The 21229-nt window shown below is 64.0% G+C and carries 22 protein-coding genes; 10 read left to right on the plus strand and 12 right to left on the minus strand.

Translation table 11 applies throughout. The annotated features are described in order from the left end of the window. Positions 1-62: 62 nt before the first annotated feature. Both ACJ0G7_RS08930 and ACJ0G7_RS08935 read left to right on the plus strand, forming a co-directional pair. Positions 63-863, plus strand: coding sequence for a phosphoadenylyl-sulfate reductase (locus ACJ0G7_RS08930; RefSeq protein WP_407395792.1), 801 nt, complete (start codon positions 63-65; stop codon positions 861-863). 2 nt (positions 864-865) lie between these two features. Next, a complete protein-coding gene (locus tag ACJ0G7_RS08935) occupies positions 866-1579 on the plus strand; it encodes a type III pantothenate kinase (protein ID WP_407395793.1) in 714 nt (237 codons plus the stop codon). On the opposite strand, the gene bcp is transcribed toward ACJ0G7_RS08935, so the two are convergent. Continuing rightward, positions 1557-2024, minus strand: coding sequence for a thioredoxin-dependent thiol peroxidase (gene bcp, locus ACJ0G7_RS08940; RefSeq protein ID WP_043696997.1), 468 nt, complete (start codon positions 2022-2024; stop codon positions 1557-1559). The two genes, ACJ0G7_RS08935 and bcp, sit on opposite strands and share 23 nt — an antisense overlap. A 32-nt stretch (positions 2025-2056) precedes the next feature. Here bcp and ACJ0G7_RS08945 point away from each other — a divergent pair, with 32 nt between their 5' ends. Both ACJ0G7_RS08945 and ACJ0G7_RS08950 read left to right on the plus strand, forming a co-directional pair. Continuing rightward, a complete protein-coding gene (locus ACJ0G7_RS08945; RefSeq protein WP_407395794.1) occupies positions 2057-2689 on the plus strand; it encodes a 4'-phosphopantetheinyl transferase family protein in 633 nt (210 codons plus the stop codon). A gap of 97 nt (positions 2690-2786) precedes the next feature. Then, a complete protein-coding gene (locus ACJ0G7_RS08950; RefSeq protein WP_407395796.1) occupies positions 2787-3434 on the plus strand; it encodes an alpha/beta hydrolase in 648 nt (215 codons plus the stop codon). Between the two features lie 53 nt (positions 3435-3487). Here the strand turns inward: ACJ0G7_RS08950 and ACJ0G7_RS08955 are convergent, their stop codons facing one another. Then, complete coding sequence (locus ACJ0G7_RS08955) at positions 3488-5668, minus strand: AAA family ATPase (RefSeq protein WP_407395797.1); 2181 nt, start codon at positions 5666-5668, stop codon at positions 3488-3490. 95 nt (positions 5669-5763) lie between these two features. Here ACJ0G7_RS08955 and ACJ0G7_RS08960 point away from each other — a divergent pair, with 95 nt between their 5' ends. From ACJ0G7_RS08960 to ACJ0G7_RS08970, 3 genes are read left to right on the plus strand one after another with little or no spacing between them, the layout of a single operon-like run. Beyond that, entirely contained in the window at positions 5764-6927 is a 1164-nt protein-coding gene (locus tag ACJ0G7_RS08960; protein WP_407395798.1) for an efflux RND transporter periplasmic adaptor subunit, read from the plus strand. 9 nt (positions 6928-6936) lie between these two features. Beyond that, the gene (locus tag ACJ0G7_RS08965; RefSeq protein WP_043692996.1) at positions 6937-10353 is read left to right on the plus strand and encodes an efflux RND transporter permease subunit; all 3417 of its coding nucleotides are present in this window, start codon (positions 6937-6939) and stop codon (positions 10351-10353) included. Further along, positions 10350-10646: a hypothetical protein gene (locus ACJ0G7_RS08970; RefSeq protein WP_407395800.1), complete on the plus strand. Its 297-nt coding sequence runs from the start codon at positions 10350-10352 to the stop codon at positions 10644-10646. Before ACJ0G7_RS08965 ends, ACJ0G7_RS08970 begins: the two co-directional genes overlap by 4 nt. Before the next feature lie 23 nt (positions 10647-10669). Here ACJ0G7_RS08970 and ACJ0G7_RS08975 read toward each other — a convergent pair whose 3' ends face one another. Beyond that, positions 10670-12328 (minus strand): alpha-D-glucose phosphate-specific phosphoglucomutase, encoded by a 1659-nt coding sequence (locus ACJ0G7_RS08975; protein WP_407395801.1) that lies wholly within the window; start codon positions 12326-12328, stop codon positions 10670-10672. A 108-nt stretch (positions 12329-12436) separates the two neighbouring features. Between ACJ0G7_RS08975 and ACJ0G7_RS08980 the strand changes: the two genes are divergently transcribed. After that, positions 12437-12787: a hypothetical protein gene (locus ACJ0G7_RS08980; protein WP_407395802.1), complete on the plus strand. Its 351-nt coding sequence runs from the start codon at positions 12437-12439 to the stop codon at positions 12785-12787. A gap of 6 nt (positions 12788-12793) precedes the next feature. On the opposite strand, the gene ACJ0G7_RS08985 is transcribed toward ACJ0G7_RS08980, so the two are convergent. The 9 genes from ACJ0G7_RS08985 to sufR all read right to left on the minus strand — a co-directional run bounded on the left by ACJ0G7_RS08985 (position 12794) and on the right by sufR (position 19263). Beyond that, positions 12794-13213 carry a hypothetical protein gene (locus tag ACJ0G7_RS08985; protein WP_052378195.1) on the minus strand — a complete coding sequence of 140 codons (420 nt, stop codon included), beginning with the start codon at positions 13211-13213 and terminating at the stop codon, positions 12794-12796. Between the two features lie 25 nt (positions 13214-13238). After that, entirely contained in the window at positions 13239-13835 is a 597-nt protein-coding gene (locus tag ACJ0G7_RS08990; RefSeq protein WP_407395804.1) for a hypothetical protein, read from the minus strand. Positions 13836-13871: 36 nt separating this feature from the next. Then, positions 13872-15296, minus strand: coding sequence for a phospholipase D-like domain-containing protein (locus ACJ0G7_RS08995; RefSeq protein WP_407395806.1), 1425 nt, complete (start codon positions 15294-15296; stop codon positions 13872-13874). 42 nt (positions 15297-15338) lie between these two features. Continuing rightward, positions 15339-15545 carry a hypothetical protein gene (locus ACJ0G7_RS09000; RefSeq protein WP_043692983.1) on the minus strand — a complete coding sequence of 69 codons (207 nt, stop codon included), beginning with the start codon at positions 15543-15545 and terminating at the stop codon, positions 15339-15341. Then, positions 15536-16618: a DUF4912 domain-containing protein gene (locus ACJ0G7_RS09005; RefSeq protein WP_043696977.1), complete on the minus strand. Its 1083-nt coding sequence runs from the start codon at positions 16616-16618 to the stop codon at positions 15536-15538. The genes ACJ0G7_RS09000 and ACJ0G7_RS09005 overlap by 10 nt, the downstream gene beginning before the upstream one ends. A gap of 183 nt (positions 16619-16801) precedes the next feature. Then, positions 16802-17560: a phycobilisome rod-core linker polypeptide gene (locus tag ACJ0G7_RS09010; protein WP_407395807.1), complete on the minus strand. Its 759-nt coding sequence runs from the start codon at positions 17558-17560 to the stop codon at positions 16802-16804. A gap of 107 nt (positions 17561-17667) precedes the next feature. Beyond that, positions 17668-18267 (minus strand): phycobiliprotein lyase, encoded by a 600-nt coding sequence (locus tag ACJ0G7_RS09015; RefSeq protein WP_043692977.1) that lies wholly within the window; start codon positions 18265-18267, stop codon positions 17668-17670. Continuing rightward, positions 18257-18622 (minus strand): hypothetical protein, encoded by a 366-nt coding sequence (locus tag ACJ0G7_RS09020; RefSeq protein WP_043692975.1) that lies wholly within the window; start codon positions 18620-18622, stop codon positions 18257-18259. Before ACJ0G7_RS09020 ends, ACJ0G7_RS09015 begins: the two co-directional genes overlap by 11 nt. Beyond that, on the minus strand, positions 18622-19263 hold the full coding sequence (gene sufR / locus ACJ0G7_RS09025; protein WP_407395808.1) for an iron-sulfur cluster biosynthesis transcriptional regulator SufR: 642 nt from the start codon (positions 19261-19263) through the stop codon (positions 18622-18624). Before sufR ends, ACJ0G7_RS09020 begins: the two co-directional genes overlap by 1 nt. Before the next feature lie 137 nt (positions 19264-19400). On the opposite strand from sufR, the gene ACJ0G7_RS09030 reads away from it, so the two are divergent. Beyond that, on the plus strand, positions 19401-19757 hold the full coding sequence (locus ACJ0G7_RS09030; RefSeq protein ID WP_043692969.1) for a ferredoxin-thioredoxin reductase catalytic domain-containing protein: 357 nt from the start codon (positions 19401-19403) through the stop codon (positions 19755-19757). Between the two features lie 5 nt (positions 19758-19762). Next, positions 19763-21202, plus strand: a complete 1440-nt coding sequence (gene sufB / locus ACJ0G7_RS09035) for a Fe-S cluster assembly protein SufB (RefSeq protein ID WP_407395809.1) — start codon at positions 19763-19765, stop codon at positions 21200-21202. The last annotated feature ends 27 nt before the right edge of the window (positions 21203-21229 follow it).

Consider the following 21229-nt stretch of genomic DNA (forward strand, 5'->3'; position numbering starts at 1 on the left):
GTGTGAGTGTTCCTCAAACCATAGGCAGCGTCGACGGAACGGCGACGGGTGAAGATGGCGCTATGACCGACGGCTCGGACGCCATGACTCGCACTGCGGTCCCCCTGGAGATGTCCTCCCTGGATCCGCTTGCAGCAATGGATCTCGAGGCGGCGCGTCACGAGCTGGAACCGCTCGCCCCTGCGGAGCGACTGGCCTGGGCGCAGCATCGTTTCCCAGGAGCTTTCGCCCTCACCACCAGTTTCGGAATCCAGTCGGCAGTGCTGCTGCACATGGTCAGTCAGCTGGAGGGCGGTGAGTCCATCCCCGTGATCTGGGTGGACACCGGCTACCTGCCACCGGAGACCTACCACTACGCCCAGCAGCTGACGGAACAACTGGGCATCCGTCTGGTGGTGGCGCAGAGTCCGATGTCTCCCGCCCGCATGGAGGCCCTGCATGGTCGGCTCTGGGAGACAGGGCAGGTCAGTGACCTGGAGACCTACCACCGGATCCGCAAGGTGGAACCGCTTGAAGAGGCGTTCGCATCCCTTGATGTCCGCTGCTGGGCCAGCGGAGTGCGCAGCGGGCAGACGGACCACCGCCGTTCAATGACCTGGCTGGATCCGATCCGCACCCGACTGTCCCTGCGGCCGGTGCTCGACTGGACCCCCAGGGATGTCTTCTATTACATGCAGGAGCATGATCTGCCTCAGCACCCGCTGTTTGATCAGGGCTACTCGACGGTCGGGGACTGGCATTCCAGCGGTCCGGACAGCGGAGACCACAGCGGCCGCGGCACCCGTTTCGGCGGCCTGAAGCAGGAGTGCGGCATTCACCTGCCGCAGAACGCTGCTGAGGGAATGCTCGGGGACGGCATCTGATCGTGGTCGATCCGGCGGTCTGCAGCACCGGCCTGCTGATCGGAAACAGTCGCTGGCACTGGGCCGAGTTCCAGGCCGATCGCTGGCATTTCGACCACAGCCTCCCCGACCTCAGCCGGCTCGAGATCACGCCGCCTGTCTGGGCGGCTGTCGGCCCGGTGCCGGAGACGCCATTCCTGAACACGGTGCGACGCCTCACCCTGGCGGACGTCCCCGTGGAGGGCTGTCCTCCCTGGCTCGGGGTTGACCGGGCACTGGGGGCCTTCAGTGCCTGGAACCGCTGCATCGAACAGCAACTGGATCGTCGGGCCGGTGTGCTGCTGGCGGATGCCGGCACGGTGCTCAGCCTCACGCTTCTGGACTCCGCCGGTGGTTTCCGGGGTGGTCAGCTGATTCCGGGCCTGCGGATGCAGCTGCAGGCCATGGCCGCGGGTGCATCCGGCCTTGATCTGCCGGCTCTGGATGTCGAATCCCCAAGCCTGTTCCCCCGGGAAACCGATGCAGCGATGTGGCGTGGCGCCCTGCAGGCTCTGGTGGGAGCTCTGGGGGAAGCACAGCGGCAGTGCGGGGCTCTCATCTGGCTCTGCGGAGGAGACGCGGCCCGGCTGGAACCAGAACTGATCCGGGCGGGGCTCCACGTCCGCTGTGATCCCGATCTGGTGATGAAGGGACTGGTGGATCTGATGCCGATGATCAGCCCAGATCCAGATCACTGAGCAGGTCATCCGCCATCGAGGCGGATTTCACCTTTGTATAGATGCGTTCAAGTTTGCCTTCGGCATCCACCACGAAGGTGTGGCGCATCATGCCCATGTATTCGCGGCCCATGAACTTCTTCAGGCCGTAACTCTCGTAGCTGGTCGCCACGGCACAGGGCTCCTCATCCGTCAGCAGGGTGAAGGGCAGTTCGTGCTTGCTGATGAACTTGGTGTGGGAGGCAGCGTTGTCCTTGCTGATGCCGAGCACCTGGATGCCGTGTTCAGCGAAGCGCTCCCAGCGGTCGCGGAAGTTGCAGGCCTCCTTGGTGCAACCCGGCGTGTCGTCCTTGGGGTAGAAGTACAGAACGACCCGTTGTCCCAGAAATGAGGACAGCTTCACGGGTTCACCGTCCTGATTGGGGAGTGTGAAATCAGGTGCCGGATCGCCGATCTGGAGAGCCACAGGCGCAGTCGGAAGCAACTGGCGGCAGCGTAATGGCCCTTTGGCTGATCCCGAGGCGGGAGGCTCCCGATGCCCAGGTGACGCTGACGGAACGGGAACGCTCCTGGGCGGACGCTCTCGGATCGCAGCGCGCGGAGCAGTTCGCCCATTCCCGTCGCTGGCTGCGCAGCTGTCTTGCGGATCGCTTCCGACTGTGTCCGGATCGCATCCCCCTGGATGCGCCGCCGGGGCATCCGCCGACCCTCGCTGCTGGATGGGGCTGGACCAGCATCAGCCACAGCCGTGATGCCCTGCTGCTGGGCTGGTCCAGCCAACGCATCGGGGTCGATCTCGAACGCCATGACCGAAGCTTTGCGGCGGAGGCTCTCTGCCGGCGCTTCTTCTGCCCCGATGACCGGGACGCTCTGCTCAGCCTTGCGGCCGCGGAACGCCGCCCGGCGGTGTTGCAGCACTGGATTGCCAAGGAAGCGGCGATCAAATGGCAACGGGGAGGACTGGCAACCGATCTGGACCAATGGTCGTTGAGCGAGACGATCGGCATGGCGGTTCACCGCAGCCTGGGTCTGCGGTTACAGGTGCACCACGTCAATCTTGGGGACTGGCGTCTGGCCGTGGTCGGAGCTGATTTCGGCCCGGGACAGCCTCCCCCGATCTGCCGGATTTGAGCTCGACTTGGTCCTGATCGAACCAGATCTGCGCGTTTGTGTTGGCGATTTTTCTACCTACAGCTATTTTTTTGGGTGACGTCCCTCTCTGTCGTCCGTGTTTACTCGTCTCGCCGCCGGCCTTTTGGCTGGTGCTTCCCTCGCCACTCTGGCTGCTCCCGCAGAAGCCGGTACCAAGCGTCCTGTTCGCTGGAACACCGGTGGTGCTGTGTGGACCACCTCCTCCAAAGCTTTCAAAAAGTTCTTCAAGACCGGTGAAATCACCGACCGTGCTCTTGAAGCTGGCATCAACAACTCCGGCTGGACTGCCGAAGAGATCCAGGAAGGCATGACCAAGACCTACAAGGTCGATGTGGTCGGTGTTGCTCGCTTCCTCTACTCCAAGGACGGCGTCAAGTTCCTCAAGGATCAGACCGCTTCCTACTTCCCTTACTGGAAGATGAAGAAGACCGCAGTTCCCGCTCTGCGTTCCGCCATCATCGCTGCTTCCAAGAAGGGCAAGCTGTCCTCCGCAGGCATCATGAAGAACCTGCCTGTCGACTTCCGTCTGGCTGACACCTGCGGCACCTACACCGGTGCTCAGAACGTCTGTGCTCCCGACAAGTGCGAAGGCGACGCCCAGTGCACCTCCCTGCTGTCCTGGTACGTCTTCCTGCCCGCTTGCGTCCAGGCCAACTCCGCACTGCCTGAGCCCGCTCCCCGTGCAGTGCAGACCTACACAGCTCCTGCCCGTCCCCTGTGGTGATCAGGCCCTGAGCCGATTTCGTTCATCAAGCCCCGGCCTCGGCCGGGGTTTTTTCATGGTTTGACAAAACGTCCCTGCAGCAGGAGGTGCCGCATCGGCAACGCAAAGCCATCGCGTCCGACCCGGCGCAGCTCGCGGCGCAGCTGCTCGATCACGTCGTTCCCCACGTCCGAGATCATGCGTCGGTAGCTGGACCCCTCGGCCAGCCAGCGTTCCTCCAGATCGGCACCGCCGCTGAGTGACAGGGTCTCACCCCAGCTGCGCTCCTCCAGCTCCCAGCCGCAGTTCCGCATCACGTCGGTGCACACCTCGGTGCCAGCCAGCCACTGCTGTTCGCGTTGCAGCAGCGCTTCGAGACCATCCCCGATGGCTGCATCGGTTGCCTGCATCAGAGCGGTCGCCGGTCCCGCTGCCGCTGTGCTGATCAACAGGCGCAGGCCGCTCCCCGCCTTGCAGCGCTGCATCAGGATCTCCCAGAGCATCTGCCAGCGCTCCGGTTCCAGGTCAGCGGCACCGAGGCGGCCCCCGATCCATTCGAAGCGTTGACCGTCCGGAAGCTGGCAGAGCACTCCTGGATCGCCGCAGAGCAGCTGCGGTTGCAGGGACGCGTCTAGCAGTTCGAGTTGGGCGCTGATCCGTCTGTGGTCCCCCTCGGTGGGACTCAGCACGGTGACGCCGCCCTCCGGGACGGCCCGCAGCGGATCCAGGGCCCAGAGCAGGGAGCGCATCCCCACGAGCAGCACCCGGTCGTTTCGCTTCCATGGCACCGAACGCCAGAGCTGATCCCGCAGGCGATGCAGCCGGTCTCCCTCCTGGCCCAACTGCCGCTGGATCCAGCGCTCCAGGGCCGGGCTGTCGGGCCCACTGCTCAGCAGCAGCGGCTGTTCCGCCGCCAGCTCAGCGGCCGCAGCGAGCTGGGCCGCGCGGCGCTCCGCCATGCGCTGGCGGCGCTGCCCTTCCCAGCCCTGGCTGCCGGGTTGCCAGAACACCTCCCCCTGGAGAGCGGTCGGCAGGTACTGCTGGTCCACCCAGTGCTCCACGTAGGCGTGGGGGTAGCGGTAGCCGACGCCATCACCGAAGGCTGCGCCGTCCCGGTTGCCGTCCCGCAGGTGGCTGGGCACGTCCTGTCGGCTGGCCGAGCGGACGGTCTTGAGGGCATCGAAGAACCCCATCACGCTGTTGCTTTTCTCGGCACCAGCCAGATACAGAGCGGCCTGCGCCAGCGGATAGAGCCCCTCGGGCAGGCCGACCCGCTCGAAGGCCGCGGCGCATGCCTCCACCACCACGATCGCCTGGGGATCCGCCAGACCGATGTCCTCCCCGGCGGCGATCAGCATGCGCCGGAAGATGAAGCGGGGGTTTTCGCCTGCTTCCACCATGCGGGCGAGCCAGAAGAGGGCGGCGTCGGCATCGGACCCCCGCAGCGACTTGATGAAGGCGCTGATGGTGTCGAAGTGGGCATCGCCGTGCTTGTCGTAGAGCACCGCCCGCTCCTGGATCGACTCCTCGGCGATGGTCAGATCGATCCGGATCACACCGCCGGCGTCCGGTTCGGAGCTCTCCACCGCCAGCTCCAGGGCATTGAGCAGGCTGCGGGCATCGCCATTGGCGACATCCACCAGATGCGCAGCGGCCTCCGCTGTGATCTCCACCCTGCGCTCGCCGAAGCCCCGTTCGTCGTCGTCCAGCGCCCGGACCAGCAGCCGCTGCAGATCCTGCGGTTCGAGAGGCAGCAGCCGGAACAGCCGCGAGCGGCTCACCAGCGCCTTGTTCACTTCGAAGTAGGGGTTCTCGGTGGTGGCTCCGATCAGGGTGACGGTGCCGTTCTCCACCCAGGGCAGCAGGGCATCCTGCTGAGCGCTGTTGAAGCGGTGAACCTCGTCGATGAACAGGATCGTGCGCAGACCATGGCGCTCCAGCCGGGTGCGTGCCGCCTCCACCTCCTCTCGCAGATCCTTCACCCCCGCCAGCACGGCATTGAGGCTGCTGAAGTGGGCTCGTGTGTGATTGGCCACGATGCGCGCCAGGGTCGTCTTGCCGACTCCGGGTGGCCCGTGCAGGATCAGATTGCCGACGCGATCGGCGGCGATGGCCCGGCGCAGCAGTCGACCGTCCGCCAGGATGCCGCTCTGCCCCTCGAATTCCTCAAGGGTGCGCGGTCGCATCCGATCGGCCAGGGGCGCCAGCCTCCGACGTTGCTGATCACCGTGAAAGGCGAAGAGGTCCTGGCTCAATGGGCGCGGACATCTGGTGACAATCTTGCCGCTATCCCGAAGAATCGGGCCGTTGTTGGAATCTTCCGGATAATTCGACCAGACAAGGATTCTCAGTGCGCGCTCCGCAGCGATTGGTTCTGCCACTGATGGCCCTTGCCGTCGTCAGTGCCTGCAAGGGCGAGCCCCCGAAGCAACCGCCACCGCCCAAGGTTCAGGTGGCTCCTGCGGAGCTGGCGGTCTTCACCGATGGGGTGGACACGGTCAGCACCCTGGATTCCCTCAGCAAGGTGGAACTGGCGGCCCAGGCATCCGGACGGATCCTGCAGCTGGGGATCGATCAGGGGGATCAGGTGAATCCCGGTGATCTCCTCGTGGTGCTCGACCAGGCGCAGCAGCAGGCGCAGCTGGCGTCCGACAAAGCGCAGCTGATGGAGGAGGAGACCCGCTCGGAAACGGCCAAGACCAACTGGGAGCGCTACGAATATCTGGCCGCTCAAGGCGCCTCGTCCCAGAAGCAGCTGGATCAGTACCGCACCCAGTACCTCACGTCCGTTGAACAGGTCAACACCGCCCGAGAGAGGGTCAGGGCGACGGAAGCCAATCTCAGTTACAGCAACCTGCGCTCACCGGCCGGCGGCACCGTGGCGGATGTTCATGTGCAGGTCGGCGATGTGATTCAGCAGGGTCAGGTGTTCACAACCCTGGTTCAGAACGCCGAGCTGGAGGCCAGGGTCGAGATTCCTGCCGTCTTCTCCGAGCGGGTGAAGCTCGGTCTGCCGGTGCTGCTCAGCGCACCTGGCAGCGACAAGGTGATCAGCACCGGTGCCATTGATTCGATCGATCCGCAGGTGGATGCGACCACCCAGGGTCTGCTGGTGAAGGCCGTCTTCAAGAATCCGACCGGCCAGCTGCTCAGCGGTCAGCGCCTGCGCACCCGGGTGCTGCTCGACGAGACCGAGCAGCTGTCGGTGCCCTTCGCTGCTGTCACCCAGACCTCCGGTCAGAGCTTCGTGTTCCGTCTCGGAACCCTGGCGGAGCTGAAGGCGAATCCCGGCAAGGCCGATCTGGCCAAGCTCAGCAAGGCGATCGACGCCGGCAAGCTGCCCGCGAATGCCCGCTTCGCTCTGCAGACACCGGTCATGGTCGGGGAACTGGAGAACAACCTCTACCCGGTCAGCAAGGGGCTGTCGTCGAACGCAACCGTGATCACCACGAATCTGCTGAACCTGAAGCACGGCATGCCTGTTCAGGTTCAGACGGGTGCGACACCGAACTGAAGCTGAACGATGTCCGCCTCCAATACCTTCATCACCCGCCCGGTCCTCAGCACGGTCTGCAGCCTGCTGATCGTGATCGTCGGGCTGATCGCCATTCCGATCCTGCCGATCGAGAACCTTCCGGACATCGCTCCCCCGACGGTGAAGGTGCGTGCCACCTATGTGGGAGCTGATGCCGTCTCCGTTGAACAAGGCGTCACCTCGGTGCTGGAGCAGCAGATCAACGGTGTGGAGGACATGGACTTCATCACCTCCAACAGCTCATCGGATGGTGTCAGTTCGATTGCGGTCTCCTTCAACAGCGGCACCGACGGCAACATCAACCAGGTGAACGTTCAGAACCGCGTCTCCCTGGCGGAGCCGCAGCTTCCTGAGGAGGTGCGCAAATCGGGCGTGACGGTGAACAAGGCCTCGAATTCGATCCTGCTGGTTTACAACTTCGTCAATGCACCCGATTCCGAGACCGACTACAGCGTTGAAACGATCAGTGGATATCTCGACAAGAACCTGACGGACAACATCAAGCGGGTGAAAGGCGTCGGCGATGTCACGTACTTCGGAAACCGCAAGATCGCCTTCCGTCTCTGGCTGGATCCTCAGAAGCTCACCGCCAGCGGGCTGTCCGCCTCTGATGTGGTCCAACAGCTGCAGAGTCAGAACCGCCTGGTTCCAGCCGGGAAGGTGGGTGGCGATCCGGCGCCGGAGGGTCAGGAATTCACCTTCACGGTGCAACTGCAGGGACGTCTGACCACGGAGAGCGAGTTCGAGAACATCGTGCTCGCCAGGAATGCCAATGGCGGCCTGGTGAAACTCAAGGATGTGGGCCGTGTCTCCCTCGGCGGTGAGGTCTACGGCGTTGATGCCATCGACCTGCGTGGATCTCCCTCGGTGGGCGTGGCGATCTATCAGCTCTCCGGCAGCAATGCCATCGAGGTGTCCAACGGCGTCAAGGACGTGCTGGAGACCTTCGAGCAGACCCTGCCTGTGGGCCTCGAGGTGGAGAAGATCTACGACACCACCGATTTCATCAGCCAGTCGATCAAGGGGGTCACCAATTCGCTGCGCGATGCGGTGATCCTGGTGGTGCTGATCCTGTTCCTGTTTCTGCAGAACTGGAAGGCCACCCTGGTGCCGGCCATCGCCATTCCCGTGGCGTTGATCGGCACCTTTGCCCTGGTGCTCGCCTTCGGGTTCTCGCTGAATCAGCTCACCCTGTTCGGGCTGGTGCTGGCTACGGGACTGGTGGTGGACGACGCGATCACGGTGGTGGAGGACACCTCCGCGAAGAAGGCGGAGGGTCGCACCGCCGTGCAGGCGGCGATGGAGACGATGGATGAGCTGTTCAGTGCCGTCATCGCCACCTCCCTGGTGAAGATGGCGGTGTTCCTGCCGGTGCTGTTCTTCCCCGGTGCGACGGGAACGATCTACAAGCAGTTCGCCGCAACGATCCTGTTCTCCATCGGGATCTCCACGTTCAACGCCCTCACGTTCTCTCCGATGCTCTCCGCGCTGCTGCTGGCGCGGGAAACCAAGGAGCTCAGCCGCCATCAGTACGCCACGGCTGGGGTGGTGCTCGGTTTCATCTACGGCCTGCTCAGCGCCGGTGACGGTGCTGTGCTGGCGGCGGTGCCGATGGCGGTGGGGGCGGTGATCGGCTACATCGCGTCGCTGCTGACGGGGCTGCCGCTGCGCTTGCCCTTCGCGGCCGGAGGCGCCGTGGTCGGCGTGATCATCGCCGGCATCAGCAAGCTCCCCCCCGTGTTGTTGTTCACCGGGATCGGTCTGCTGGTGGGCTGGTTCATCCCGTCGATCTTCACCAACTTCAACCGCTTCTACAGCGGCTTCGAGAAGCGCTACGCCAGCGTGCTCGACATGGTGCTCAAGGCACGTCCGGTGGTGATGGGCGTGCTGGCGATCGGGATTCTGCTCACGGGCCTGGCGTTCACCCGCGTACCGGGGGGATTCGTGCCGATCGAGGATCAGGGGTATGCGATCGGGGTGGTGCAGGCTCCCGACGGCCAGTCGAGCCAGAAGACTCTCGCCATCAACCGTCAGATCGCGGAGGTGATGAGCACCGAAGAGGACGTGAGGGCCGCGGCACTGTTCAGCGGAGCCAGCCTGGATGGCAATGCTCCCAACAAGGGTCTGTTCTTCGCCGGGTTCAAGCACTGGGATGAGCGTCCCGGGGAGGATCACACCGTCGGCGCGGTGGTGAAGCGCCTCAATCAGAAGTTCTACGAGCAGATCCAGGGCGCCCGGGTGATCGTCGTCGAACCTCCGGCCATTCCCGGCTACGGCACCGGAGGCGGCTTCGAATTCCAGCTGCTGGATCAGAGCAGCGGCGCTTACTCCCTGGATGATTTCTTCGCGGCCTCAGGCCGAATCATCCAGGCTGCCAACACCAATTCGATCCTGAACCGGGTGTACACCCTGTTCACGCCGCAATCGCCCCAGATCGAGATCAAGGTGGACCGGGAGCAGATGGCTTCCCTCGGGGTGGATTACGGCAGCGCCATGTCCACCTTCAGCGTCAATTTCGGAGGTGCCTATGTCAACGACACCTTCCAGGAAGGCAAGGTGCGCCGTGTCTATGTGCAGGCGGATGCGGACAACCGTGCAACACCGGAGCAGCTGGCCTCCGTCTACGTGAGCAATGCCGAGGGCCGCCAGATCCCACTGTCCGAGTTCTTCACGGTGACTCCATCCACGGGGCCGAGCGTCATCCCCCATTTCAATCTCTACCGCTCGATCAAGGTGGAGGGCACGCCGGCTGCGGGCAACAGTTCCGGTCAGGCGATCTCGGCGATGCGCCAGACGTTTGAACAGGGCAGCTTCCGGGGTCTTGATTACGACTGGACCGGCATCTCCCGGGAGGAAGTGAAGGCGGGATCCCTGGCGATCGTGATCTTCGCCCTCGGCATCCTGGCGGTGTTCCTGGTGCTCTCCGCCCAGTACGAGAGCTACACCGATCCGATCATCATCCTGCTGACGGTTCCCACCGCTCTGCTGGGCGCCCTGGTGTTTCTTGCCGGTGCGGGCCAGGTGCTGAACATCTATGCCCAGGTGGGTCTGGTGATGCTGATCGGTCTGGCGGGAGGGAACGCGATCCTGATCGTGGACCTTGCCAATCAGCGGATGGGCGAGGGGGATTCCGCCCTCGAGGCCGCCCGTTTCGCGGCTCAGTCGCGTCTGCGGCCGATCCTGATGACGGCGATCTCCTCACTCACCGGCTTCCTGCCGTTGATGCTGGCCACCGGTGCCGGCGCCCAGAGTCAGTCCTCCCTCGGGCTTGTGGTGTTCGGCGGTCTGCTGGTGGCCACCTTCCTCTCCACCCTCGTGGTGCCTGTGTTTTACGTGGTGATGAAATCTCTGCTGGGCGAGGCGGAGGGACGGGACGTCACAACTGAGCAGACGCCGACGTCATGACCCCGATGGATCAGCCACCGGAACTGGATCCGAGCCGTTCCTTCAGCGGCTGGAGGGTGTTGATGGCTGCTGTGGTGGGAGCGGCCACCGGCGCCGCTGTGAGTTTCTTCATCCAGGAACTGATCGAACACTCCCCTGCTGAGATCCCGCAGCGCAGCGTCCGGTTGTTCTTTCTGATGGTGATCCTGGCTGGAGCCCTGAGCAGCTTCGCGATTGAGGTGATGCGTCAGCTTCAGCAGGAGGCCACCGATGAGGCTTACCGCCACTACAACCCCCATCGGGGCCGCCGCTGAGCCGACGATCAGGTGATCACGGTTTAAGTGATCACGGTGGGACGGTCCATGCCGGTGCGCTCCTGGATCTCCGCCAGCGCATTGATGCCGCTGATCATGTCGGCCAGAGCGATCTGGGGATCCTGGTTGAGATCACCGGTGCTGGGCACGTAACTCTCCAGATACACACGGATCGTGGCGCCCTTGGTGCCTGTGCCGGAGAGGCGAACAACAACCCTGCTGCCGTCCTCGAGCAGGATGCGAAGTCCCTGGCCTTTGGTCACGGAGCCATCGACGGGGTCGGTGTAGCTGAAGTTGTCGGCCCCGCTGATGCTGCGACCCGCCAAGGACTGGCCGATGAGGCCGGGAAGCATGCCTTCGAGGCGGTCATAGAGACCATGGGCCGCGTCGCTGGGCACCGCCTCATAGTCGTGGCGGGAGTAGTAGTGGCGTCCGAAGCGCTTCCAGTGCTCGGCCATGATCTCGGCGACGCTGCAGCGGCGTTCCGCCAGGATCTGCAGCCAGAACAGCACGGCCCAGAGGCCGTCTTTCTCACGGATGTGATTGCTGCCGGTGCCGAAGCTCTCTTCACCGCAGAGGGTGATGCGACCGGCATCGAGCAGGTTGCCGAAGAACTTCCACCCCGTGGGGGTCTCGTAGCACTCGATCCCCAGCTCCTTGGCCACCACATCAACGGCTGCACTGGTGGGCATCGATCGCGCCACACCCGCCAGGCCGGAGGCGTATGCCGGCACCACCGACGCATTGGCCGTGAGCACGGCCAGGCTGTCGCTGGGATTCACGAAGCACTGGTGGCCCAGAATCATGTTGCGGTCGCCATCGCCATCGCAGGCGGCACCGAAGCGATGGGCATCACCGTTGAGCAGCAGATCGGCCAGCTCGTGGGCATAGGTGAGGTTCGGGTCGGGATGACCACCGCCGAAGTCCTCGAGGGGGACGCCGTTGCGCACGCTGCCGGCCGGAGCACCCAGCAGACTCTCGAACACGCGGCTGGCGTAGGGACCGGTGACGGCGTGCATGGCGTCGAAGGCCAGCGGGAAATCGCCGCGGATCAGATCGGCGATGCGATCGAAATCGAACAGCTGCTGCATCAGCGCCACGAAGTCATCGACGCCGTCGATCACCTCCACCTGCATCGCACCGATGCTGAAGCTGCCGGGAGCATCGATGGGGATCGCCGGCGCTTCGAGGATCGTGTACTGCTCAAGGGTCTTGGTGCACTCGAACACCGCGTCGGTGAAGCTGGCCGGCGTCGGCCCGCCGTTGGCACCGTTCACCTTCACGCCGAAGTCCCCATCAGGGCCGCCGGGGTTGTGGCTTGCCGAGAGGATGATGCCGCCGATGGCCTGACGCTTGCGGATCAGGTTGGAGGCCGCGGGGGTGGAAAGGATGCCGCCGGTGGCGACGATCACCTTGCTGAGGCCATGGGCGGCCCCCATGCGCAGGATCACGTCGATGGCACGACGGTTGCCGTAGCGGCCGTCGCCCCCCAGCACCAGGGTTCCCCCCTGCACACCGGTGAGGGTGCGGAACACGGCCTCCACGAAGCTCTCGAGGTAGTGCGGCGCTTCGAACTGCTGGCTGCTCTTGCGCAGTCCGGACGTGCCGGGCTTCTGATCGGTGAAGGGAGTGTCCAGGCGCACCTGACGTTGCGTCGGTTCCACCGGGGCCGAGGTGGTCATCACGAAGAGTGGGACTACGCGGAACGTAAACACGGGATGACCGTGGCAGCGTGATGGACACGACCAGTTGCGGTCGCCAGCCACTCCCCGCGCGTTTCGGGCTCGGATATGCACAGAACACTGCTGCTGATGCTGCTTGGAGCCGGGTTACAGCTGGCTCCAGCCCACGCCACCCAGGCCTGGAAGCGGGCAAAGCCGTTCCCTGAGGCCTCGGCTGCTGCCAAGAACGCCGCAGAGGCTGTGATCCATGAGGCAGGTTCGGAGGAATGCCTGCGCGGCAAGCTCTCCAACGCCATCGTGCAGCTGTCCAACAGCTGCGACGTGTCCGGCCTCTCCTCGTCGGTCTGCGATCTGGCCTCCGATATCGCCGGTCGCGAGCTGGAACTGGACGTGGCTGAAATGCTCAGCACCTCTGAAACGCTGCTCCAGATGCTCGGCGACGGGGCATCAGCACGCTGAGCGTGATCAGGAGGCCCCGAACCCGAAGCCGCTGCCACCACCGCCGGGATTCGGTCCACCCTGAGGCTGGTTCTTCGGCGTTTTCTTCACTGGCTCCGCGCAGCTGATCGTGATGCGCCGGGCCTCGCTGTCGATGCTGTCGCGGCGTTTGTAATCGTTGCTGCCTGCGGTGGTGGATCGTTCGATCACGGCCCAAAGCACGTCCTTGCAAACCACGGGCAGGCGGGGATGGTCCATCAGCGGATCAGCCAGGCTGCGGGCTCGGCTGCAGTCAGCCGCGTCGTTCTCCCTGGAACAGCTGTAGGCGGCGAGCTGAATCTCGCGCAGCTTCTCCTTGCTGGGCCAGGGCACATAGGGTTCTGCCGCCTGCACCGGCAGGGCGAGAGCCAGCAGCAGCAGAGCCGCGGTGGAGTGGAACGGAGTCATGGGCGCATTCTGACCTGATCGCTGTTCAGTTGATGCAGACCGATAACCCTCTGGTGATCCAGCAGGTCTTGTCATCGTCACGCCGCTCAGCGGGTGATCGGGTCTCGCCGGGTGACTGATCAAGGTTCAAGCCTTGGACGGTCAACCAAGCTTTGCCGGGTTCCGTGACACGGATGGTGAGGCGGTTGATCCCGGGGATCAGATCAACATCGTGGAAGGCATTGCGCAGGTGAAAGCTTCCATCGCCAGCGAACGGTTGGACCATGCATCCGCCATCGAACTGGTGCCCGGACTCACGCTTGACGATGCAGTGCACCCATTCACCTTCGGCTCTGTTTTGCTTGAGAGGCGGATCAGCCAGGCTGCGAAATTCATTCAGCAGCAGTTGATTGAATTGCTGAAAGCAACCAAGCAGAACTTGGCCGTGAATGGATCCGTCCTTCAGGGACTCTTTGGCCAAGGAGCAGAAGCGGTCACGATGTTTGTTCCAGGCTGAGAACGTTCTATCGCCCAGGATCGCATTCAACTTGGCGTCGGATTGTTCGACATTTTGCGTGGCACAGGCCTGAGCTTCCAGGGTTGTTTGCCCAGGGCAAATCAGCATGGCGATGAGCGGGAGCATCATTTTTCATGACCTGATGGATGGCTTGATGTTGATTCAACTGTTGGATCTGTTTGGATTCGGGGAACCGTTCATTACCCCATCCCCGCAGCGGATCTTCTGACGTTCCAGCTTGCGGCGCAGGTGCGGTGTGATCCCCAGTTCGGCGGTGTCCCAGAGCCGATCCATCTCCCGGGTGAAATGTTGGGCGAGTTCGGGTGAGTGAATGGCGAGCAGGGTCTCGTCATTGGTGTGGGCAGCCGATGGCGACCAGTTGAAGGACCCAGTGATCACGGTGCGGTTGTCGATGACAGCGAACTTGTGATGCAGCTTGTCGCCTCGGGCGAGCCGTGGCGTGCCGATGCCCCGCAAGGGGGCCTCATAGGGCTGGTTGTTCCGCTCCAGCTTGCAGTTGCGATCCGGTAGGGCCACCCCCAGCAGATCCAGCACTTCCGAGAAGGAACGGCTGGCAAAGCCGGGATCGGCCACCAGCCGAATCTTCACGCCGGCCTTCACCCGCTCCTGCAGCACATCAGCCAGCTGCTGGGCCGAGAACACGAACAACGCCATGTCGATCGAGCGGCGTGCTGCACCCAACTGCTGGCCCAGCCAGTTCAACCCATGTTCCGGGTTGCGTTTCGGGTGGGGGGCGAACAGCACCTCCACCCGGGCATCGCCCACCATCACCGTCTGTGGCCCGGCGGATCGTTTCGCCAACCCGAAGCGACTGTCCTCTTTGCCGCCGGGTCCGTCTCCCCACATGCGCTGGAATTCAGCCCGGAACAGCTCCGCGAGGTCCTCACTTCTCAGGTGCAGCATGTGGTTGACGTTGCCGCGGGTGCTGTTGCGGCCGGCATCGCCATGGATGCCGGAACTGGTCAGATTGGCCGAGCCGGTGAGCACGCTGCGGCCGTCGATCACCAGGAATTTGTGGTGCATCAGGCCGCTGCCGCTGCTGCCGTCCTCGCGGTCGTCCACCATCGGGATGCCTGCCTCCTGCAGCAGGCCGACCGCGTCTCCGGCGGCAGCCTCCTCATCACTGGTGATGCCATCGCCATCAAGATCCGCCAGCTGCTGCAGGCGTTGCCAGCGCTGGCGTTGATGGTTCGCCAGGTGGGTCGGCTGCTGCTCACGCCAGGGGCTGCTGTAGGTGTTCTCCAGAACCACCTGCACCGTGAGTCCGCGATCCCGGGCAGCGATCAAGGCTTTGGCGATCCCGGGCAGCGTCAGTTCCTGCACGGCCACCAGCACCTCCTGCTGAGCGCCCTCGATGGCCGCGATCAGGGATCGCTCGAGATCATCGCCATTGCGCCAGCGTCCCGTCAGCGGTGAGCGGTAGCTGCTGGTGTCACGGTGATTGAACAGCACCTCGATCTGAGGTGGCTGCGGCAGTTCGGTTGCCGTGCTGCCGATCACGCGACCCTGCTGACTGCAGCCGCTGCTGATCAACAGCGCAGTGATCAGAGAGAGGGATCGGAGCACGATGCCGTATGGGGATCACGCTTCAAGCATTCCCCGGCGAGATCAGTGGGGCATCTCCGAGGTCTTGAGCATGGCGATGAACCAGAAACTGCTCAGCACCAGGGCAACGGCGACGCCGGCAGCGATCCCGACCCTGGCCATCACCAGCGGAACGATCAAAGGAAACGCCATCGCCCCCGCGAGGGGGGTGATGGCGACGAACCAGCGCAGGGAGGCCGGTGCTTCGTTGTCGTGGGAGTTCAGAACCACTCGGCGCGGGCTTCGCTGGCGGGGTTGCTGTTGTCCTCGGGGGTCTGACGAGCGAAGTTCAGGGTGATGTTGCGCTTCTGCTCGCCGTCTGCGGCTGTGGCTTCGATGGGGTACATCTGCTCACCGTCGCGGAAGGGCACCTGGATGCGGAAGGTGCCGTCGGTGGAGAGGGGCACGTCCTCGCCGCCGATGGTGAGACGGGCGGAAGGATCCGTGGCGCCGTAGACGATCAGCTCGGCGTCAGCCACCAGCCAGAAGGAGCGTTGGCGGGGAGCCACACCACCGAGGCCGGACTCATTACGGCCGCTGGCCCAGAGGCCGATGCCGGAATCGCTCAGCCCGAAGCTGTCGGAATCGCCGGAGGAGTCGACACCCTCCTGGAACTCCTCGGAACCGACGCGGCGACGGCGGAAGTGCACCGTGGCGCTCTGATACAGACGCTCGTGCAGGCCACTGTCGCTGGGCTCAGCGGGTGTGACGGGAGCAGCAGGAGCTTCCGGAACCGAAGTGGTGTCGAGGCTGAAGGGGACGAACTGATCCAGGATCTGCTCGCTGGGGTGCAGAGCCGGGACGCGGGCCACGGAGGAGAAGGCCAGGGACATCCAGGTGGTGCCGATCCGGTAGCCGAGCTCGACGCGGTAGTCGCGGTCGCAGAGGGGAACCGGCAGATACCACTCGGTGCTGTGGCTGTCGACGGGGACTTCCTGAAGGGTGTGAGGGTGAGCGCTGCCGTCCTGCATGCCGGTCACGTCGGCAAGGCGCAGGCAGAGGCGGCTGGCGCCCTCCTTCTGAGCCCGCTGGCGGTCATCGTCGGAGATCTCCCAGAACACGTAGGCCCACTGGGGATCGCGAGGCAGGAAGACCACGCGGGTCTCGCTGGTGGAAATCGCGGGAGCACTCAGCTCAGCCTCGATCGCCTTGAGATCACCACCGCGCTGTTCCTGACGCTGCGCCACCTCGCCGACGAGGGCTTCCTTGCTCTTACGGCTGTAAAGAGGAACGCCCAGGTCGCTTGCGATCTGCCGAAGTTGGCGCAGTGTCAGACGTGCCAGAGAGGTGAGGGTTTGGGACACGTCCAAAAACTCCAGTTTTCATTCGGGATCATTGTGCGGCCAAACACCTCGATTCAGACCTTGCCTGGAGTCGGAGTCAGCATCCACTGACGGCAAGCCGTTGGAGGATTGGCGGGGATCACTGTTCAGCACACAAAAAAAGCGGGGCAGAGGCCCCGCTTTTGTGAGTGACCGGGCCCACGTTCAGCGGCCGATGCTGCGGAAGGGAACCCGTGACATGTAGTCGATGTCCGTGGTGGTGGTGTTCCCGCGCGGGTTGGGCATCGGCAGATCCTTGAGCCATTCGAGGTAATCGGCGGGAGCGCCACCCCGCTTGATCTTGGCGCGTGCTGGCAAGGCCTTTCCGGGGCCTCCCATGAACACGATCTGAGGGAAGCCGAGGATCCCCCGGTAGTACTCGTCGTAGCGGGGGCTGGTGATGTTGAAGGGGGTGTCACCCAGGTCGCGTCCGGGGAGCACCCGGTTGCGCTGGGAGGGCACGGTGTCGTAGCCGAAGGCATCGAGGTATTCCTGGCTGTCGAGCAGCACATCAACGAGGCCCTCGACCCCTTTGGTGCCGATCACGATCGACCAGGCGATCTCCTCGGACTTGTTGCTCTTGCGGCCCAGCAGCTTCTCCACAAGGTGGCGAACCACCTTGTAGTTGCTGTTCATCCCGTAGAAGCTGCGCTTGAAGGTGTCGGAGAGCACCAGTCCACGGATGAAGTCCCGGACCGTGATCTGCCCGTCCTTCAGCTGGGATTCCAGGTTGACGTCGCGGTCGGATTCGAAGGCGTGGAAGAAGATCTGCCGATAGGCGCTCTCGATCACCGTGACGAGGTTGTCCCGGTCCATGGCGATTTCCATGGAGTAGGCCCGTGCCGTCTCATCCGAGTTGACGCGCAGGGCGGCGACCCGTGAGTTCTGGGTGATCGGTGCGTACTCCAGAAGGGGAATGGCCACGCGAGCTTCAGCATCCACTGCCGCAGATCGTAGAAGTGCCGACCTGTCCCCCTTCCCGCCGCAGGGGCACCGATTACATCCCGTAATAGAGAGTTGAGTACTTCTGCTTACCAGCCGAAGGGGGCCAGGGCCCCGGGCATGCCGGCACTGGCGGCAGCCGTCGCCGCTGCTGGGTCATCCAGCTGGCGGGTTTCCATGCAGAAGGAGGCATTGTTGGAGAGGCCCTGCACGGTGCTGGTGCGCAGCCGCAGATTCGGCCCTGCGAACCAGAAGCGCTCCAGCGAGCTCATCATTTCGTAGTCGGTGGTGAGGATCAGGCCGTTCTCCTCATCCATGCGGAACTGCCCGGCCACCGGTGCCTTCTCCGCATAGCCGCGATCCCTCAGCAGCAGGCCGTTGCGCCCGCTGTCGTCGGTGGGGATCAGCCCGAACATGGTCTGGTCTTCGTGGGATTCGCCGGCTCTGTCCCAGGCCATCGATCCGCTCCAGCGGACCCAGCAGCCGCCCACGATCCGTTCGGCGCTCTCCCCGTTGCAGGCGGCGATCTCCGCCAGCCGCGGGTCTCCTTTCGGCAGTTCCTCCACCACGATGAAGGAGGCTCCTGCCTCGGCCCGCCGATGCAGCAGATGATGCTGGCTGCGCTGGGAGCGCCAGCGGCCGCAGCTCAGCCGGAAGAAGCTGAGGGCATCAGGAATCTCAAGGCTCATCGGCGCGTCCCGGCTGAATCTGATGATGGCAGCGCGCCTCGGCGGCGCTGATCAGGTCCTCCAGAGACAGCTGCAGCGGGGGCTTGTTCAGGCTGTCGGCCAGGGTCTGCAGTTGCTCGGCGGCTCCCTCGAGCTGATGCAGCAGAGAGCGCAGGAAGCCCGGCTCCTCCGCGACCACCGGTTGCTGTTCACACCAGCGCCGTCTGCTGGCGGCATCAGGCAGCGCATCGCCTGCAGCGTTGTCCATGGCCCGGAAGCTCTCGAGGCAATGGGCCAGCAACCGCAGGTGATGCCGGTCCATCTGGGGCAGAAGCGTCGCGTCGATGCGCGCGATCACCGTCGCGTCGATGGCCATCAGCTCTCGATCGGCGTGATCCGGAAACCGCAGGCATGCCCCCCCTCCAGGCGCCAGTGCACCCGTTCGACCCGGCAGTCCGGAACGGTGCGGCGGATCAACAGCAGCTCCTGGTCGCACACGGCGGGGAATTCCTCGGCGATGCGTTGCACCGAGCAGTGCACTTCCTGCAGGCGCCAGCTGAGGCCGTCGTCCTCTGGGCTGCAGCTGGTGATGTAGCCCTCGTCGCGCCGCAGGCGCGTCAGCTGTTCCAGGCGCTGCTGCAGGCTGCCATCCCCCAGCTGCTGTCGGTACTGTTCCGCCTTGTCCTCAGCCTGCTGGTTGAGCAGCTGCTTCAGCGTCTCCTCGGGCAGGCTGGCGCGCATCGAGTCCAGCAGGCCGAGCGCGAAGCGGCGACTCCCATCGGGGAACCGTTCACGCCCGCGTTCGGTGAGGCTCCAGCGATTGCTGGGGCGCCCAGGCCCGCTGGCTGCGGTGCTGGATTCAGCAAGACCCTCCTCCGCGAGGCTGCGCAGATGACGCCGGATCACCTGAACGGAGAGATCCAGGGCGCCCGCCAGGTCAGCTGCCTCCGCATCCCCGCGCTCCAGAAGCAGGGACAGCAGGGCATCGCGGGTGCTGGCCTGAGCCGGGGCGGTCATGGAAGAGGGAACCTCATCACACGATGCCACTGGAAGGGGAGTGCTGGAGTTCACAATGGTGGGCCGCCGTGGGGCGATCGGCTGCCTTAGGCTTCCGATAAGGAAACCACGGTGTTTCGTAATCCGTCTTCGCCTCCATGTCCGACGCCGCTCCTGAGCCGACAGCTGAAAGTCTGGAGGTGATCCGCAAGTTCGCTGAGACCTACGCCCAGCGCACCGGTACCTACTTCTGTACGGAACCCAGCGTGACGGCGGTGGTTCTGAAGGGTCTGGCGCGTCACAAGGATGAACTGGGCGGCGCTCTCTGCCCCTGCCGCCACTACGAAGACAAGGAAGCGGAAGTGTCCCAGGCCTTCTGGAACTGCCCCTGCGTGCCCATGCGGGAGCGCAAGGAATGCCACTGCATGCTGTTTCTCACGGAAGACAATCCATTCGCCTCCCAGGAGAAGGTTCAGACGATCAGCACCGAGACGATTCACGCCACCGCCGGCTGACCTGAATGACCAGCACCTCCACGCGAGATCTCGTCAGCCAGCCGTACAAGTACGGCTTCGTCACCGAGATCGAGACCGACAAGATCGCCAAGGGTCTCAGCGAGGACGTTGTTCGGCTGATCTCCTCCAAAAAGGATGAACCGGCCTTTCTGCTGGATTTCCGGCTCAAGGCTTTCCGGCACTGGCTCACCCTTGAGGAGCCCGACTGGGCTGCTCTGGGCTATCCGGCGATCGATTACCAGAACATCATTTATTACGCGGCGCCGAAGCAGCAGGAGAAGAAATCGAGCCTGGAGGAGGTGGATCCCAAGCTCCTGGAAACCTTCGACAAACTCGGCATTCCTCTCAGCGAGCAGAAGCGGCTCAGCAATGTGGCGGTGGATGCGGTGTTCGACAGCGTTTCGATCGCCACCACCTACAAGGAAAAGCTGGCGGAGCACGGTGTGGTGTTCTGCTCCTTCAGTGAGGCGGTCAAAGAGCACCCTGAGCTGATCGAGCGTTATCTGGGCACGGTGGTGGCCAGCAACGACAACTATTTCGCCGCTCTGAATTCAGCGGTGTTCAGCGACGGTTCCTTCGTCTTCATCCCCAGGGGCGTCGAGTGCCCGATGGAGCTGTCCACCTATTTCCGCATCAATTCCGGCGACACCGGTCAGTTCGAGCGCACGCTGATCGTGGCCGAGGAAGGCGCTTCCGTGAGCTATCTCGAAGGCTGCACGGCGCCGATGTTCGACACCAATCAGCTGCATGCAGCGGTGGTGGAACTGGTGGCACTGGACGATGCGTCGATCAAGTACTCGACCGTGCAGAACTGGTATGCCGGCGATGAGAACGGCGTCGGCGGCATCTACAACTTCGTCACCAAGCGGGGTCAGTGCCGCGGTGATCGCAGCCGCATCAGCTGGACCCAGGTCGAAACCGGCTCGGCGATCACCTGGAAATACCCCAGCTGCGTGCTGCAGGGCGCGGATTCGGTGGGTGAGTTCTATTCCGTGGCCCTCACGAACAACCGCCAGCAGGCCGACACCGGCACGAAGATGGTTCACGTCGGTCCGCGCAGCCGCTCAACGATCGTGAGCAAGGGGATCAGCGCCGGCCATTCCAGCAACAGCTACCGCGGCCTGGTGCAGATCGGCCCCGCGGCGAAAGGGGCCCGCAATTACAGCCAGTGCGATTCGATGCTGATCGGCGATCAGGCGGCGGCAAACACCTACCCCTACATCCGCTCCCAGCAGCCCCAGGCGGCGATCGAGCACGAGGCCAGCACCTGTCGCATCTCCGAAGACCAGCTGTTCTATCTGCAGAGCCGCGGCATCGGTTTCGAAGAGGCGGTGTCGATGATGGTGAGCGGCTTCTGCCGTGATGTGTTCAACCAGCTGCCGATGGAATTCGCCGCTGAAGCCGACAAGCTGCTGGCCCTCAAGCTCGAGGGATCCGTGGGTTGATCCCCCTGACCACTCCGTTCCAACCGT

It is taken from the genome of Parasynechococcus sp. (genome assembly GCF_045559935.1).
Classification (GTDB): Bacteria; Cyanobacteriota; Cyanobacteriia; order PCC-6307; family Cyanobiaceae; genus Parasynechococcus.

Bases quoted from the DNA above. Each gene is read 5' to 3' on its own strand.
- ACJ0G7_RS08930 (WP_407395792.1), top strand. From the start codon at position 63: ATGACCGACGGCTCGGACGCCATGACTCGCACTGCGGTCCCCCTGGAG.
- ACJ0G7_RS08945 (WP_407395794.1), top strand. From the start codon at position 2,057: ATGGCCCTTTGGCTGATCCCGAGGCGGGAGGCTCCCGATGCCCAGGTG.
- ACJ0G7_RS08965 (WP_043692996.1), top strand. From the start codon at position 6,937: ATGTCCGCCTCCAATACCTTCATCACCCGCCCGGTCCTCAGCACGGTC.
- ACJ0G7_RS08970 (WP_407395800.1), top strand. From the start codon at position 10,350: ATGACCCCGATGGATCAGCCACCGGAACTGGATCCGAGCCGTTCCTTC.
- ACJ0G7_RS08975 (WP_407395801.1), bottom strand. From the start codon at position 12,328: ATGACCACCTCGGCCCCGGTGGAACCGACGCAACGTCAGGTGCGCCTG.
- ACJ0G7_RS08980 (WP_407395802.1), top strand. From the start codon at position 12,437: ATGCACAGAACACTGCTGCTGATGCTGCTTGGAGCCGGGTTACAGCTG.
- ACJ0G7_RS08985 (WP_052378195.1), bottom strand. From the start codon at position 13,213: ATGACTCCGTTCCACTCCACCGCGGCTCTGCTGCTGCTGGCTCTCGCC.
- ACJ0G7_RS08990 (WP_407395804.1), bottom strand. From the start codon at position 13,835: ATGCTCCCGCTCATCGCCATGCTGATTTGCCCTGGGCAAACAACCCTG.
- ACJ0G7_RS09015 (WP_043692977.1), bottom strand. From the start codon at position 18,267: ATGAGCCTTGAGATTCCTGATGCCCTCAGCTTCTTCCGGCTGAGCTGC.
- ACJ0G7_RS09020 (WP_043692975.1), bottom strand. From the start codon at position 18,622: ATGGCCATCGACGCGACGGTGATCGCGCGCATCGACGCGACGCTTCTG.
- sufR (WP_407395808.1), bottom strand. From the start codon at position 19,263: ATGACCGCCCCGGCTCAGGCCAGCACCCGCGATGCCCTGCTGTCCCTG.
- ACJ0G7_RS09030 (WP_043692969.1), top strand. From the start codon at position 19,401: ATGTCCGACGCCGCTCCTGAGCCGACAGCTGAAAGTCTGGAGGTGATC.
- sufB (WP_407395809.1), top strand. From the start codon at position 19,763: ATGACCAGCACCTCCACGCGAGATCTCGTCAGCCAGCCGTACAAGTAC.